The 15913-nt window shown below is 55.7% G+C and carries 16 protein-coding genes; 3 read left to right on the top strand and 13 right to left on the bottom strand.

Going from position 1 to position 15913, the window contains the following annotated elements; genetic code table 11:
- The first annotated feature begins 685 nt into the window (after positions 1–685).
- Genes ACTID9_RS07945 through ACTID9_RS07935 form a run of 3 tightly spaced genes read left to right on the top strand, consistent with a single transcriptional unit; the run spans position 686 to position 3603 of the window.
- On the top strand, positions 686–1738 hold the full coding sequence (locus tag ACTID9_RS07945) for a FecCD family ABC transporter permease (RefSeq protein WP_441072495.1): 1053 nt from the start codon (positions 686–688) through the stop codon (positions 1736–1738).
- On the top strand, positions 1738–2763 hold the full coding sequence (locus tag ACTID9_RS07940) for a FecCD family ABC transporter permease (protein WP_441072493.1): 1026 nt from the start codon (positions 1738–1740) through the stop codon (positions 2761–2763). The genes ACTID9_RS07945 and ACTID9_RS07940 overlap by 1 nt, the downstream gene beginning before the upstream one ends.
- Before the next feature lie 36 nt (positions 2764–2799).
- A complete protein-coding gene (locus tag ACTID9_RS07935) occupies positions 2800–3603 on the top strand; it encodes an ABC transporter ATP-binding protein (RefSeq protein WP_441070671.1) in 804 nt (267 codons plus the stop codon).
- 314 nt (positions 3604–3917) lie between these two features.
- Here the strand turns inward: ACTID9_RS07935 and ACTID9_RS07930 are convergent, their stop codons facing one another.
- From ACTID9_RS07930 to ACTID9_RS07870, 13 genes are all read right to left on the bottom strand, one after another.
- On the bottom strand, positions 3918–5819 hold the full coding sequence (locus tag ACTID9_RS07930) for a XylR N-terminal domain-containing protein (protein ID WP_441070670.1): 1902 nt from the start codon (positions 5817–5819) through the stop codon (positions 3918–3920).
- Between the two features lie 37 nt (positions 5820–5856).
- A complete protein-coding gene (locus ACTID9_RS07925; RefSeq protein WP_441070669.1) occupies positions 5857–6123 on the bottom strand; it encodes a 2Fe-2S iron-sulfur cluster-binding protein in 267 nt (88 codons plus the stop codon).
- 108 nt (positions 6124–6231) lie between these two features.
- Entirely contained in the window at positions 6232–7707 is a 1476-nt protein-coding gene (locus tag ACTID9_RS07920) for an aldehyde dehydrogenase (protein WP_441072491.1), read from the bottom strand.
- Between the two features lie 8 nt (positions 7708–7715).
- Complete coding sequence (locus ACTID9_RS07915) at positions 7716–7919, bottom strand: 4-oxalocrotonate tautomerase family protein (RefSeq protein ID WP_441070668.1); 204 nt, start codon at positions 7917–7919, stop codon at positions 7716–7718.
- 17 nt (positions 7920–7936) lie between these two features.
- Positions 7937–8728, bottom strand: coding sequence for a 2-keto-4-pentenoate hydratase (locus ACTID9_RS07910; protein ID WP_441070667.1), 792 nt, complete (start codon positions 8726–8728; stop codon positions 7937–7939).
- Positions 8729–8751: 23 nt separating this feature from the next.
- Positions 8752–9792, bottom strand: a complete 1041-nt coding sequence (gene dmpG / locus ACTID9_RS07905) for a 4-hydroxy-2-oxovalerate aldolase (RefSeq protein ID WP_441070666.1) — start codon at positions 9790–9792, stop codon at positions 8752–8754.
- 21 nt (positions 9793–9813) lie between these two features.
- Complete coding sequence (locus ACTID9_RS07900; protein WP_441070665.1) at positions 9814–10692, bottom strand: acetaldehyde dehydrogenase (acetylating); 879 nt, start codon at positions 10690–10692, stop codon at positions 9814–9816.
- Positions 10689–11492 (bottom strand): 2-keto-4-pentenoate hydratase, encoded by an 804-nt coding sequence (locus tag ACTID9_RS07895; protein ID WP_441070664.1) that lies wholly within the window; start codon positions 11490–11492, stop codon positions 10689–10691. Before ACTID9_RS07895 ends, ACTID9_RS07900 begins: the two co-directional genes overlap by 4 nt.
- 17 nt (positions 11493–11509) lie before the next feature.
- Positions 11510–12427 (bottom strand): catechol 2,3-dioxygenase, encoded by a 918-nt coding sequence (locus tag ACTID9_RS07890; RefSeq protein WP_441070663.1) that lies wholly within the window; start codon positions 12425–12427, stop codon positions 11510–11512.
- A gap of 30 nt (positions 12428–12457) precedes the next feature.
- Positions 12458–12940: a GlcG/HbpS family heme-binding protein gene (locus ACTID9_RS07885; RefSeq protein WP_441070662.1), complete on the bottom strand. Its 483-nt coding sequence runs from the start codon at positions 12938–12940 to the stop codon at positions 12458–12460.
- Entirely contained in the window at positions 12838–13752 is a 915-nt protein-coding gene (locus ACTID9_RS07880) for an adenylyltransferase/cytidyltransferase family protein (protein ID WP_441070661.1), read from the bottom strand. The genes ACTID9_RS07885 and ACTID9_RS07880 overlap by 103 nt, the downstream gene beginning before the upstream one ends.
- Positions 13749–14234 (bottom strand): flavin reductase family protein, encoded by a 486-nt coding sequence (locus ACTID9_RS07875; protein ID WP_441070660.1) that lies wholly within the window; start codon positions 14232–14234, stop codon positions 13749–13751. The genes ACTID9_RS07880 and ACTID9_RS07875 overlap by 4 nt, the downstream gene beginning before the upstream one ends.
- Entirely contained in the window at positions 14234–15742 is a 1509-nt protein-coding gene (locus ACTID9_RS07870; RefSeq protein ID WP_441070659.1) for a 4-hydroxyphenylacetate 3-hydroxylase family protein, read from the bottom strand. The genes ACTID9_RS07875 and ACTID9_RS07870 overlap by 1 nt, the downstream gene beginning before the upstream one ends.
- Between the last annotated feature and the right edge of the window lie 171 nt (positions 15743–15913).

Below are 15913 nucleotides of genomic sequence, written 5' to 3'. Positions count from 1 at the left end.
GGGGGGGAAGGGGGGGTTATGACTGTTTTGCTTCCTTTTGGGGGCTGTGGTTGGCTTTGGTGGAGACGAGGGGCATAGCGAAAAAAAGCGGTGCTTCGCTGTTAGGCTGCCCGCAGGGAAGCAAGGGGTGTCCGGCTCCGCAGGCAAACGGAACCGCGCCCCAATGCCACTCGCTGCGCGGCGGAAGCGTCACAAAGACGATGTGGGGCGCGAAAGCCGTTCCGTTTGCCTGCTCCGCCTGGGTGGGCTGCCTAAAGGCTACGCTCCGCTTTTTTTCGCAATGCCCTTCGCTTTGGCGTGAAAAAAATACTTTAGTGGGATTTGGAAGTAAAACAAGAGGTGGGAATGGAGGAAAAAGAAAAAGACCAGACAAAAACAAATTCACCCGCCGTTTCGAGGGTGATTGTTTCGGTCTGGTCCGTAAGTTCCGGCGGACTGGCATGAGCTGCCCGCCACTGGAACCCCGACTTCCCATTTTCATCTGATGTGCGTGTTTACAAAAATCATGACCCATATTCACTATACAAAACTTCGTTTGAGTTTTCAATAGAATCTGATTTCTCAAGAAAAAGAAATATTTCGTTTGCGCTGTAAAAGGCAACCTGTCCGTTCAAACTATTTTATCCATTTTAGGGGTGGTATTTTTTATTCGAGAATGATAATCTTTATCATTATAAAAAACGAAATGGGAGGACAGACGATCTTGAATACGCAGACTGATACGCAGCTGGTTCAGAAAAGCCGTCCTTTTACCGCTGTGTCCATCATAATCGGAGGATGCGTCGCGCTTGCTTTCAGCCTGGCTCTTTCCATTTCTTTGGGGGCTGCCGACATTAGCCTGGGCACCGTCTGGGACGCGATTTTTCATTTTACCCCTGATGTCACCCAGCATCAGATCATTTATGAATTGCGCCTGCCGCGGGCGTTTGCCGGGATGCTCGTCGGTGCCGCCTTCGCTGTCGCGGGTTCGCTCATGCAAGGCATGACGCGCAATCCGCTCGCCGATCCGGGACTGCTCGGAATCAATGCGGGGGCCGCGTTTGCCTTGGCGATCTGCTTCGCCTTTTTCCGCAACCTCATGTTCAACGAGCTGATTCTCATCTCGTTTCTCGGAGCCGGCATTGGGGCGGGACTCGTGTATGGCATCACCTCTTTGGCAAAAGGAACGCTTTCTCCCGTCCGCCTCGCGTTGGCCGGCGCTGCGGTAAGCAGCTTGCTGGTGGCGCTTAGCGAAGGGATCGCGATCTCGTTTCACATTGCCCAAGACCTTGCCTTCTGGTATGCCGGAGGTGTAGCCGGGACCAAATGGGAGCAGTTGCAGATCATGACGCCGTGGATCATCGCCGGGCTGATCGGCTCCATTGCCGTCTCACGATCGGTGACGATGCTGAGCTTGGGTGAGGAAGTCGCTGCCGGGCTCGGACAGCGCACCGGCTTGATCAAGCTGGTCATCATCCTGCTGGTGCTCGTTTTGGCAGGGGCATCGGTTTCCGCTGTGGGCGCCATCGGCTTCATCGGCCTGGTCATTCCCCATGTGGCACGCTATTTGGTGGGCGTCGATTATCGCTGGATCATTCCTTGCTCGGCCGTTTTGGGCAGCTTGCTCATGGTGCTGGCCGACATCGCGGCGCGCATGATCAACCCGCCGTATGAGACGCCGGTAGGAACGTTGATCGCGCTGATCGGTGTGCCGTTCTTCCTCTATCTCGCCAGACGGGAAAGGAGAGAATTGTCATGATGATGCCGGAGATGGTGACCCGCAAAAAAACCGCGCGTTTTATCACAATCATGGTGATTTTCGCCGCGCTGATCGTACTCGCGTTCATCAGCAGCATGAATACCGGCTTTATTCGCCTCTCCCCGCTTGAAGTGATGCAGACGTTGTTCGGCGGCGGCACGGCTAAGCAGCATTTGATTTTGTTTGAATTCCGCCTTCCGCGCATCGTGCTGTCGCTTTTGATCGGCGCTGGCCTGGCGACTGCGGGTGCGATTTTGCAAGGCATTTCCCGCAATGCGCTGGCTGATCCGGGCATTCTCGGGATCAATGCAGGCGCGGGGCTGATGGTGATCGTCTATCTTTCGTTCTTCCCTGCCAAAGAATCGGCTTCCGTCGCGCTGATGCCGTTTCTTGCGTTGGTGGGAGCTGCGGCAACCGCCGCTATCATTTTTCTTTTGGCTTACAAAAAAGGGCAGGGCACGACGCCGGTCCGCCTCCTTTTAGTCGGGATCGCCATCGCAGCAGCCATCTCGGCCGCTACCGTCGTCCTGTCCTTGCGGCTCAATCCGCAAAACTATCAATTTGTCGCCACTTGGCTGGCGGGCAGCATCTGGGGCTCCAACTGGACGTTCGTTTTGTCTTTGCTGCCGTGGATTGTGGTGCTGATTCCATTCGCGCTCATGAAAGCGCGTGTGCTCAACATCCTCAATCTGGGCGACCAGCTTTCAACCGGACTCGGCACGTCCATCGCGCGCGAGCAAATCTGGCTGATCGCGGCTGCCGTCGGACTTGCCGGCTCCTGCGTGGCTGCCGGTGGCGGAATCGGCTTCGTCGGCTTGATCGCGCCGCATATCGCGCGGCGCCTGATTGGGTCTGCGCATCAATTCCTGCTTCCGATTTCGGCCTTTGCCGGCGCCTTGCTGCTCCTGGTCGCCGACACGCTGGGCCGCACCATCATGCAGCCAACGGAAATTCCCACGGGGATCGTCGTCGCCGTCATCGGCGCTCCGTACTTCTTGTATTTGCTCGCCAAATCGAAGGCATGATTCGATAAAACCATCCGAAAGGCAGGAGACTGATTGATGAGCGATCAGCGACTTTACACAGAAGGACTGCATATCGCCTATTCCGAGCGCACCATTGTGGAGAACCTCAACCTCTCGATCCCTGCGCATAAAATTACCGCACTCGTCGGTTCCAACGGCTCGGGCAAATCGACGATCTTGAAAACGATGGCCCGCATCATGAAGCCAAAAGGCGGCACCGTCTTCCTCGATGGCAAATCGATCCACAGCCAGTCCACCAGGGAGGTCGCCAAACAGCTTGCCATTTTGCCGCAAAATCCGACTGCGCCGGAAGGCTTGACCGTATCGGAGCTGATTTCCTACGGTCGCTTTCCGCACCAAAAAGGCTTCGGTTCGCTGAGCGCCGCGGACAAAAAAATCGTTCAGTGGGCGGTGGAAGTGACCGGCTTGAGCCGATTTTACGATCATCCGGTCGACCAGCTTTCCGGCGGCCAGCGCCAGCGCGCATGGATCGCAATGGCATTGGCGCAGGAGACCGATGTGCTGTTCCTCGATGAGCCGACCACCTTTCTCGACATGGCCCATCAATTGGAGGTGTTGCAGCTGCTGCAGCAGTTGAACCAAGAGCAGCAGCGCACGATCGTCATGGTCGTCCACGATCTGAACCACGCCACCCGCTATGCCCAGCACATGGTGGCGATCAAGAAAGGAACGGTGGTCGCGGAAGGTTCTCCTGCGGAAGTCATGACCCAGCATGTATTGCGCGAGGTCTTCAACATCGAAGCGGACATTATCCCGGACCCACGCACAGGTGTGCCGCTGTGCCTGCCCTATGAGCTGGCGCATTCTCGAATAAAGTGAATGAAATCCTAATCTTCATACACGTTCCTCGCTCCCATCTTATATTTTCAATGATTCATTTTGGTTTGATCGGCGCATCTATTCAGCTTTCTTCAATAAAAAAAGCTATTTGAATGGGGCGCCGAAATAGACATGCCAGCCAAATGGCTGACCCGTCCCACCTCGCAGCCAAGCGACAGCATCACAATTGATTGACGGTTAGATTTGTAGCCTGGACCACCTGCGCAGTCCCCGTCTGGAAGCAGTAAAAAACCTGTCGGATTCGTCCCTGACAGGTTTGAAAGGTTTGCGATTCAATTTTCGCGAGACCATGATCAAAACTCGATTTCACCTGTGACCCGAAGGGCTTGCAGCGTAATGAACAGTTGATAGTGCAGCACGGGATTGCGCAGATCCTGGCCAAGCAGTGCTTCCACCTTTTGAATGCGGTAGCGCAGCCCGCTCATCGATAAAGACAGGTCACTTGCTGTCTGCTCCAGGTTTCCTCCGTTTTCCAAAAAGACGTAGAGCGTTTTGATCAGTTCCGCGTATTTGTCGCCGCTTCCATACAACGGACCTAACAACTGCTGCGCCAGCTTTTTGATAGCGCTCTCATTTTTGCTGTTGATCAACAGCCCTACGACGCCCAACTGTTCGAACAAAACGGTTTTTCGCTTTTGCGGAGTGGTCATCCGTAGGGCAACGATCGCTTCATCGTAAAAGTCTGACGCCCGATCGATCTGTTCTGCGCCCGAACTGATGCCGATCTGAAAGCCGCAGCGCGGAAATGTTTCCGATAGGTAGCCGTTAAACCGGGACATGCAGGAGAAAATATCGCGGATCTCAAGTGAAGCGGTTTGCACCAGCAGGACGATGTTGCCTGCCCGCTGGCCGATCAGCACGTTCCATTTCTTTTCCTTACAGTAGTGGAGCGTCGCTTCCATGACCTCATTATGGAGGAGCAGTTCGTTCTCCATTTGCATCGCGTGAATTTTCAGAACCAGTATATGGTACGGCTGGTCGAGATCGAAGTGGAGGTAGCGGCCGCGCTTGAGAATTTCCTTTTTCGAGGCGAATTGCCCTTGCAGCACCTGCTCCAGAAAATGCCCTTTCATCCGCTCCTCAGCCTCGAGGCTGGTCTTCTCATTCAACAAGTATAGCGAGCAGACGATCGCGATGCGCTCCAGAATCATCTGGTCAATCTTTTGGTAATCGTTTCTGTTTTTCACATAGATGAATGAGCAGTAGCCGGAGATGTTTTGGCGCAGCAGGATGGGAGTGATCAGCCGCGAATGGGCGTTGGCTACGATTTTGCTTGTCAGCGGAAATGACCCGCATTCGGTTTTTTCCCGCAAGCGGAGCCGATTTTTGTTCGTGTTCCGAAAGCTGTTGAAATCATCGTCAATCGCCGTGAACTCGTCGCCCGAGAGACCAGCGTAAGCGAACGGGCGAAAATGGGCATCTTCTATGATCAGGGGAATCCCGGTCGTCTCGTAGACGACATTGGCAATCGACTGCAGGTCATTTCCGTTGCTGATTTCCTCTGTCAGCTTTTTGTGAATGTCGGAGATGCGGGAGAGCGTGTTGCGTTCTTCCAGCAGCTTTTCATAGGTGATCTCCAGCTCCTTCACAATCGGCGTGTCCGCAAAGTATTGCAACAGGTCGTCCACTTCACCGTTCCACAGCGACACCGATTTTCCCACCCAGCGGCACTCGCTGTCGCCCATTCCGGAACAGGAGAGTTCCTTCAAGATCACGGTGTGGTTGCAGATGGCGGAAAGGTAGCCGCTCGCATAGCCGACCAAGGAATAGCAGACCGGCGTGTCGGAGATGCCGAACCGGGCCACGTGCTCTTCCGCTTCATAGGAATTGATCCAGCCCCCTTCCATATGAACGGATTGCACCGTAGAATCGCTAGCTCGCTCGACATGCAGAAAGGTGGTCCTGACTTTGGCGTGCCCCTTGATCATGTGCAGCGCCGGGCCGGTAAAGATCACGTCCTCCACGGAGGGCAGGTTCATGTTCATCGCCTTTCTCGCATCCTTCACGCCCAGATCCCACCCATAACGGATGAGAAAGCCCTTCATCCTCTCCAAGCCGAGATTGGCGATCAAATCCCTGCGCAGTGTGCCAAAGGCCGATGCGGAAACGACGATGACCCGTTCATCATTCATGCAAATCGTTCCATTCTGATCCGATACAGACAGATGATCATGTAAGAGATTTTGCTTGGCCAATCGTCTTCACAGCCTTTCAGAGTCGTCATCGATTCTACTAGTCTGCGATTTCTAACACCATGTGCCCAAGCGGATACGTTCGACAAGCGAGGGCATACCCTTCTTTGCGCGCTTCGGGCGGAAGCATTTCATGCGATGAATTCCCCAGCCTGTATTCGCCTTCCAGTACCTTTATTTTACACATGCCGCAGCCCCCGCTACAACATCCATACGGAATGGCGATGAGGTGACGCCTGGCAGCCTGCAGGAGATTGCACTCTTTGTCACATGTGAACGTGTTTCCGTGCAAGGTAATCCGAAACATCGCTCTTTCACTCCTTTCATCCGTTTGCGAGAAACAGGAAAATCGGACTGAACTTTGTTAATACGCCTCCAAAAGACAGTCCGATGGTTTGATTTAAAAAGCTGTACTTCAGCTGAGCGCGAGGCAGACGGTTTTGGCTTCCGTAAAGAATTCCAGGCTGTGGTGGCCGCCTTCGCGCCCGATTCCGCTCTTCTTGAAGCCGCCGAATGGCGCGCGCAGGTCGCGGACAAACCAGCAGTTCACCCAGACGGTGCCGGCCCGTACCTTATGTGCGACCCGGTGTGCCCGCTGCAAGCTTTCGGTCCAGACGACAGCATTGAGGCCATACTCTGTGTTGTTGGCGATCTGGAGCGCTTCTTCCTCCGTGTCAAACGGGATCAGCGTAACGATCGGGCCGAAGATCTCTTCCTGGCAAATGCGTGCCTGCGGATTTTCCTGGATGTAAATGGTCGGTTCCAAATAATAACCGTTGCTCAAATAGTGCGGCAACTCGGGTCGCTTGCCGCCGAACACCAGCTGCGAATGTTCCGCTTCCGCAATGTTGATGTAGCTCGTAACTTTGAGGTAATGCTCCTCGCTCACAAGCGGCCCCATATTGGTGCTGGAATCTTGCGGATCGCCGACTTTCAGCATGGAAGCTGCAGACCGGAAGCGCTCTACGAACTCGTCGAAAATACTGCGCTGGATAAGAATGCGCGAACCGGCAAGACAGACTTGGCCGGAATTCAAAAAAGCGGCGCGGATTGAGGTCGGAATCGCTTTCTCCAGATCGGCGTCCTCGAACACGATGTTGGCTGCCTTTCCGCCCAGCTCGAACGAGACGCGCTTTAAGGTATCGGCTCCGTTTTTCATGATTGCCTTCCCGGTCTTAGTCTCCCCGGTGAAGGAGATGAGGTCGACCTCTGGGTGCGTGGTCATGAATTCGCCGGTGGAGCCCGGCCCAAAGCCTTGCACAATGTTGACGACACCATCGGGAATCCCCGCCTCCTTGGCAATTTCGCCAAGCAGCGAAACGGTCAGCGGCGTTGGCTCCGCCGGCTTGATGACCGCGGTGTTTCCGGCAGCGAGGCACGGCCCCAGCTTCCACGTGGTCAGCATGAAGGGCAAATTCCACGGCGTGATCAAGGCTGCGACGCCGACCGGCTCATAGCGGGTGTAGTTCAAATACGCTTCTTCCATCGGGTATGTTTCACTGCCGTGCTGCTCCACAAAATCGGCGAAAAATTTCAGATTGTGGGCAGCACGGGGAATTTCAAATTCGAATGCGACCGGATAAGGCTTCCCTACATCCAGCGCTTCCAGCCGCGCAAGCTCTTCCTGCCGCTCCATGATGATCTCGGCCATGCGGCGTACTTTCGCGCAGCGCTCCTTGATCGTCATCGTCCGCCACGGCCCTGTTTCAAAAGCGCGGCGGGCAGCTTGGCACGCCCGATCCACATCTTCCCTCGTCGCTTCGTGAACGTCGGCGATGATCTCCTGCGTCGCCGGGTTATGGACAGGAAACGTTTTGTTAGCCGCCGAGGGGACGTACTCTCCATCGATGAACAGCTTGACCTCACGCCTTTGCGCGCTGGTTTCTCTCATCATCTCTCTCACTCCCGTTTGTTTGATTGACGCTTTTTCACCGATTCCCCGGCAATCCCCCAATGTTCCGGGGGCATCTCGTTGATCATCACGCGGATGGTCTCGATCGGCACCTCCAGAACGTGGGCGGTCGTCTGTGTGATTTCATAGATCAGCGTCTCTTTCTTTTCCGCAGAACGTCCTTCCAATAGATTGATTTGAATAAACGGCATCGTCAGACCACCTTTTTTCAGTTGGTAAACACGACAGTCACGCTGCCCATTCCGTCGATGCTCACGGTGACCGTATCGCCCGCCGCAATCGATGTCGCTTCGCACAAGGCCCCGCTCAGCACGATTTCGCCCGGCCGGATCGATTGGCCGCTTTCCGCCAATTTGTTCGCCATCCAGGCAATCGCTCGGGCGGGGTGCCCCATCACGCTGGCGCCAGTGCTGGTCGCAATGACCTTTCCGTTCTTTTGGAACACCATCCCCGAAAGCCGCATGTCTATCTCATCTGGCTTGACGTGCACCTCGCCGAGCAGATAACGTGATGAAGACGCATTATCCGCGATGACATCGGCAAGCGTGAAGGAAAAATTGCGGTAGCGGCTGTCGATGATCTCCAATGCCGGCATCACGCAGGCGGTCGCCGCCAGCACTTCGGGCACCGAGACGCCAGGCCCTTTCAATTCGCGGTGAAAAACGAACGCGATCTCCGGTTCGATTTTGGGATGGATGAATGGCGCTAGCGTGACCGGATTCCCTTCTGAAAGGCGCATGCTGTCCAGCAAAACCCCGTACACCGGTTCATGAACGCCCATCATCTGCTGCTTGGCCTGACTCGTCAGCCCCAATTTCCATCCGGTGACCTTGGCAGCCTCCGCTTTGCATTTCAAAGCAATCAACCGCTCCTGAATCCGATAGGCCATGTCCGCATCAAGCTCCGGGTACAGGTCGACAAACTTGTCAACCTCAAAGGCTTCCTTTTCCGCCCGAAATAAGACGGTTGCTATGCTCTCGATACTCTCCTTTTGACGCAACGATGTTCGCCCTCCTGTTCGCGTCATGTGTTCCTTTCAGCGCTTCGCTCGCTCGGTGTTCTGGCGAGTTTTGCGGCGATTTCGACAATCATGTCCTCCTGGCCGCCGATCGCCTTTCGCTTGCCCAATTCGACCAAAATGTCGCGTTCATCCACGTTAAATTTGCGGGCGGCATCCTGAGTATGGAGCAGAAAGCTGGAATAGACGCCCGAATAACCCATGATCAGGCTTGCGCCGGTGATTTCCTGCGGCCGGGGCATGAATTTGGCGACCACCTGATTGGCCGCGTCCATGAGCGGATAGAGCGCAACTCCCGTATCATAACCGAGCCGGTCAAACACGGCTGCCATGACCTCTGTCTGCGTGTTACCGCTGCCAGCACCGAGGCAGCGAAGACTGCCATCCACATAGGTGGCCCCTGCTTCCACCGCAGCGATCGTGTTGGCCATCGCGAGTGACAGATTGTTGTGCCCATGGAAGCCGATTTCGCAATCCAGCGTCTGGCGCATCGCACCGATTCGCTCCTTCACCTCGTGAGGCAGCAGGGCCCCGGCCGAGTCGACGGCGTAGACGATCTCGGCCCCGTAGCTCTCGAACAGCTTCGCCTGCTCAACGAGCTTTTCAGTGGGAGCCATGTGCGCCATCATCAAGAAACCGACTGTTTTCAGACCGAGCTTGCGCCCAAGCTCGATATGCTGCTTCGCCACGTCCGCTTCGGTGATGTGCGTGGCGACCCGCACCATTTTGGCGCCTCTGCGGGCCGCTTCTTCCAAATCTTCTTTTAAGCCGATCCCGGGCAGCAGGAGCACGGAAATTTTCGCCAGCTGGCACGATTCGGCCGCAGCGGAGATGAGCGCCATTTCATCGACAGCAGACAGTCCGTACTGCAGCGAGGAGCCGCCCAGGCCATCGCCGTGAGACACCTCGAAATACTCGATCCCCGCCTGATCAAGACCGCGCGCAACGTCTCTGACCTGCTGCTCCGTAAACGCGTGCTTCATCGAATGGCTGCCGTCGCGCAGCGTCACATCAACCAAATGAAGCCTTGCATGTGTTGCGTCCATCGCTTTATCTCCCCTCGATTCCTATGTGTGAAAGAGCAACCGCTTTTTGGCCATCTCTTCGCCGACCTTTGTCGCTGCAGCCGTCATAATGTCGAGATTGCCGGAGTACGGCGGAAAAAAGTCTCCGGCCCCCTCCACTTCAAGAAAGACGGTGATGCGGTTCCCTTCAAAAATCGGTTCGCCGATCAAACGGTAACCAGGGACATACTGCTGAACCGAGGCGACCATTTGGTGGATGGAGCTGACGATTTCCGCTTCTTTTCCTTTTTCCGCCACCAGTGCATGAATGGTGTCCCGCATGAGCAGCGGCGGTTCGGCAGGATTCAGGATGATGATTGCCTTGCCCTTTTTCGCGCCGCCGATAATCTCGATGCCTCTCGCGGTTGTCCGGGTGAATTCGTCGATGTTGGCCCGCGTGCCCGGCCCCGCGCTTTTGCTTGCAACGGCTGCCACAATCTCGGCATAGTCGACGGCAGAGACGCGGTTGATCGCATGCACGATCGGGATGGTCGCCTGTCCGCCGCACGTAATCATGTTGACGTTCGGCGCCTCTACATGCTGGCCCAGATTGACCGATGGGACGACAAACGGGCCGATCGCAGCAGGTGTCAGATCGACAACCTGCTTGCCGATTTCACGCAAGGCCTTGTCATGTCTGAGGTGCGTTTTGGCCGATGTCGCGTCAAAAACGATGTCAGCTTGCTCCGGGTGTTCCAGGAAGCCGGAAATTCCGTTGTCGATGACGGGATAGCCGCGTTCTTTGGCCCGCTTCAGGCCTTCCGACTCAGGGTCTATCCCGATCATAACGCCCATCTCGAGCCAGTCGCTCCGCTCGATTTTGTACATCAAATCGGTTCCAATGTTGCCTGAACCGAGAATGGCCGCCTTCATTTTTTTCATTCAACCCTTCTCCTTCCTTCGCCAAACGAAACGGACACGCAGCCGATGTGTGCGAACTCGGCGGTATACGTCTCCCTCGCTTTCACGGGAACTGCAGCCGTCAGTGCACCGGACAATACCACTTCGCCCGCTTTCAGCGCGATGCCGAATTCGCCGAGCGCATTGGCCAGCCAAGCTACAGCTCGCAGTGGATTGCCCATCACCGCAGCGCCTGCCGCCGTGGCGATTTGTTGGCCGTTTCGCGAAACCACCATCCCGATGTGCGCCAGATCGAGGTTTGCGAGTTCAGTCGACTTTCCGCCCAGGATCGCACGGGCGGAGGAGCCGTTGTCCGCGACCGTATCCGCGAACTTGATTTTCCAGTCTTGAATCCGGCTGTCGATTAGTTCAAATGCAGGCACGACATAGGCGGTGGCCTCGATCACGTCTGCCTCTGTGATGCCGGGACCTTGCAGATCGCTTTTCAACACGAACCCGATCTCTGACTCGAGCTTCGGCTCGATGAATCTGTCGATGTCGATCGTATCCCCGTCCACATGCATCATCGTATCCAGCAGATGCCCGTAATCAGGCGTCTTGACACCGAACATCTGCTGCATGGCCTCGCTGGTCAGGCCAATTTTCTTCCCGACGATTTTGGCGCCTTGTGCGACTTTTTCCTGAATTTGCGCGATTTGAATCTGGTATGCATCCGTAACCGAAATCGCGGGGTACGCCGTGGAGAGCGGCTCGATCGGCACGCGGCTGCGCTCCGCCACAAGCAACCGGCCCGCGATTTCGCTATGCTTGATCTGCTTCATCGCTTTACCCCATCCTTCTATGTGAGCGCTTTGGAGAACGACTCCACCATTTCCCTGCGATGATAAAAGATGCCCGCCGCGATCTGGTCTTCAGTCCAGGTGATCGTCGGGAAATCGGCGTAAGAGATGTAACCGCTCGCGAACGCCTCATTGCGGTTGCCGGACGGATCGAAGAAATACACAGTCTGCCCGCGGGTGATGCCATGGCGCGTCGGCGTAATTTCAACGGTCACCTTGTTTTTGGACAAGATGTCGGCCGCCTTCAGCACTTCATACCAGTTGTCGACGTAGAAGCCGGCGTGGTGGAACTTCTTATCCGGCCCTTTGACAAAAGCGAGGTCATGCGCTTTGTTCGTTGCCGACAGGAAGCTGCCGATCATCGTTTCGCCGTCGACCGTGACGACTTTTTCGCATTGCCGGAAGCCGAGGGCTTCGACGAAGAAGCGGGTGACCGTCTCGAGATCATGGCCCGTCAGGAGGGCATGGTCCAGACGATGCGGCGCGATGCCGCGCAGCGTGTCCGGCCACGGAGCGGGATTGAGTACACCAACCGCGGTGCCCACATGCTCGATCTCCGTATACAGCTCGACATGGTGGCCGGTCGGAATCTCAAAGCGAACGGCTTCCCCTTCCGCAAGCCGACTGCCCCGCGACACCCGTTTCAAGGTGCAGCCGAATTGCTCGATGTTCTTTTCCAGCTTCTCCAGGGCGTGAATATTGGACACTTTAAATGCCATGTGGTCCATGCCCGGGGAGTCCGCTTTTTGCAAAATGATGCTGTGGTGGTCGTATTCGTCCCACGCCTTCAAATAAACGCGTGATTCATCCCGTCCCATCTCTTCCAATCCGATGACCTCGGTGTAGTACTTCACGGATTCCTCCAAATCCATCACCCGAAGCTGCAGCCGACCTATGCGAAGAATGCTCACATCCATCTCCCCTTAATCATGTGATAATTCGTAAATTTACCGCTCCTGCCGGTCTCCAAGCAAAGCCAGGGCGGCCAGGCAGCAAAGCTGATCCTGTTCTTCCGATCCGCCGCTCACGCCGATTCCGCCGGCAAGCTTGCCTTCGCTAAAGATCGGATACCCCCCGCCGAACACTACAAGGCGAGGCGTGTGGACAATCCCGACCTTCAGCGCGGGATGCTTCTCGATCATCGGGTACCACTCGTGGGTCGGGAAGCCAAACGCCGCAGCTGTATATGCTTTGTTTTGCGCGATCTCGATGCTGAGCAGCGGGGCGTTGTCCATCCGCAAGAACCCGATGAGATTGCCTCCATCGTCGGCGACGGCAATGTTGACGGCAATTTGCAGCTCCTTGGCTTTTTCTCCAGCCGCCGCAATCAGTTGCTTTGCGCATTCGCCGGAAATCGTTCGTTTTTCAAGAAACACGTTACCCCCTCCTCGCTTTGTGTCCTGGAAACCGGATCCAGCCTGCTGAGCCATTTGATGATGACCGGATCGCGGTTGATTTTTGCGTGTGGTTTGCTCCATTCAATCTCCAGCATGGGCGAGCCATCCGCCTGCTTGCCAACCCAGGCCGTCGTAATGCGCACATGGCGGCCGACACGCACCTCTACCTCATAGCTCCCTTCGCCGGGCAAGGCAACGTGTGGCTGCACAATGACCTGCGTCCGCGTTTCCGCGTTTGCGCGAATGCTGACAGTTTGCTGTTTCACCATCCCTCTGCTCTCATAAAAGTCGCCGAGATAGAGCGGGATGAGGTGAACGGCTCCTGCCAGCAGCGATTCCCGGATGATGGTGGAGCTTATTTTGCGGCCTGCCCGCTTCACCTCCGGGATGGTGCTCGCGTGAAAAAACCCGCTCCCATCGCGCTCGATTGTGCTCATGTTCCCCTTTCCCAGATGCCCATACGTAAAATCAAACCCGGCTACGACATGCCTCGCTCCCATCCCGACCACGTACTGCTGGACAAATTCATGCGGGGTAAGCGCGGCAAACTGCCGGTCAAAGCGAATGACATACAAAAGATCGACACCTGTTTGCGCAAGCAGCGCTTCTTTTGCGGCAAATGGCGTCAAGCAGCTCACCGCGCCCCGACCGATGACTTCCCTTGGATGGGGATCAAACGTCAATACGGCAAGCTTGATGCCGTGCAGGTCGGCAAGTTCTCTGGCTCTGCCGATCACTTGGCGGTGCCCAAGGTGCACCCCGTCGAAAAAGCCGAGCGCCATCACGCAAGGTTCAGGAGGTGCTGGAAGCGCACCTGTGCCATGGGTGATTGAGACGGTTATCATCGGCTTGGCGCGTTTTCCGGAAGCTCCGCCAGATCGCGGTACTTCCCCTGATAGAACAGCAATGGTTCCCCATCTACCAGCCGAAGGTCGGTCACTTCCCCGATGAACAGCGTATGGTCGCCTGCCAGATGTTCGGCAACCACATTGCAGGTAATCGTGGCAATCGTATCTTTCAGCACCGGAATGCCGTCGACATGTTCAAAAGCTACCGTTCCCCCGTCTTTTTTCTGGCCCGCAAACAAGGCGGATACGTCTTCCTGGTGCCGGGCCAAAATGTTCACCGCATACCGTTTCGCCTGCTTGAGGCGCTGATGCATCTGCGCATGCACGCCGACCGAGACAAGCACCAGTTTTGGCTGCAGCGAGACGGACAGAAAGGCGTTTGCCGTCATTCCGTACGGCTCGCCGTCCACCTCTGTCGTGATCACGGTGACGCCACTGGCGAACTTGCCCATCGCATTGCGGAACAGCCGATCATCCATCAGCGCACCAGCTCCTCTTTTTGCACGTTGACCCAATCGCTTGTCGTCCAGCCGTGCAGGTCGTAATCGCTCATCGCTTGCTCGACAAACGATGTGAATGCGCGCGATTGCCCTGTCGCATCAGCCAGCTTCAGCGTCTCCAGGCGGATGTTTTCCTGATTGCCGGCGTAGTTCACCTCATAGAGCTCGTGGCGGCCGCCGAACTCCGTTCCAATCGCGTCCCAGACGAGCTTCATCAGCTTCACGCGCTCTTCCGCGCCTACTCCCGAACCCCGATAGTACGTATCCAGGTACTGCCGGATTTCCGGATTGAGGAAGTCGCTTGCGCTAGACGGCAGCTGAATCAAGCCGCCAGCCACCACCTGTTCGAAAATGCTTTTCACCTTGAGCCAAACCATCGGCGCCAGCACCCGATATGCTGCGCCGGCATTTCCGTTTGGAATCACGATTCCGTTTGGCCCTGGCGATGCATCCGTGCACATGGCCGTGGAGAGCGCCCAGAACATGTTGCGCCAAGCGAGCACTTCCCCGATCTGCGCCTGTACGCCGCGGAACTGGTTGGTTCCGGACATCTCCGTCGCTTTCATCAGCAAGCCGGACATGAAATCGAGCTTTACTGCAAAACGGGTGCAGCCGTGCAGCGTGAACCGGTTGAAGAAGCCAGTATGGACGAAGAAGCCATTGGTCACCTCGACATTTTTGTACGTCAGCACGTTTTCCCAAGGGATAAACACGTTATCGAGTACGATTACCGCATCGTTTTCGTCAAAGCGGCTCGATAGCGGATAATCGAACGGCGTGCCGGTTTTGGCCGCCGCCAGCTCATACGATTGGCGGCTGATCATTTTGAGCCCAGGCGCGTTCATCGGCACAAAGAAGATGAGCGCGTGGCTTTTGTCCCCATCGCCCAATTCGGTCGGGCCATAATTGGAGACAAAGTTGTAATGGGTCAGCGCTGCGGCGGTTCCAACCATTTTGGCACCGCTTACAATAATTCCGTCGTCGCGTTCGGCTACGGCGCGTACGAACACATCCTTGTTTTCGTGCAGCGGCTTGGAGCGATCGACCTGCGGATTGATGATCGTGTGGTTGCAGAAGGGAATCTCTTTGGTCGCCTTCTCGTACCATCTCCGCGCATTCGCTTCAAACCCTTTGTAGTAGTCGGCAAAAGCCCCCAGGTGAGCGGTGAAGGAAGCTTTGTAATCCGGCGTTCGCCCCATATACCCATAGCTCATCTTCGACCACTCGGCAACCGCATTTCGGGATTCCAGTAATTCCTGTGCAGACGAAGGCGCTTTGAAATACTTGTGGGTAAGATTTCCGCTTTCCGTCTTCGTTGTCAAAATCTGCGCTTTCTGCGGATCATGCAGCGCGTCATACATACGGGCGATCGACCTTGCCGAATTCTGGTAGGCGGGATGTGATGTGACATCGTCAATCTTTTCCCCGTTCAGGTAGACAACCCGGCCATCCTTGAGACTTTCCAGATACTCTTTGCCATTCATCATCGGTTTTAGCCTCCTCCAATCGTTGCTCGGAAAGAAACGAGCGTGAATGATGCTTGCTTCTTATCCCTAATAGTAATGGTCGGAAAAAGTGGAAACTACGGCAGTAAACGACTGAAAATTCATTCTTCTTAGACAGTTTTTGTCGGTCAGATCGAACTGAAAAAGAAAGAG

The organism is Brevibacillus fluminis, from assembly GCF_052072235.1.
GTDB lineage: Bacteria > Bacillota > Bacilli > Brevibacillales > Brevibacillaceae > Brevibacillus_D > Brevibacillus_D fluminis_A.
This window is presented reverse-complemented; position numbering and strand designations above follow the sequence as displayed.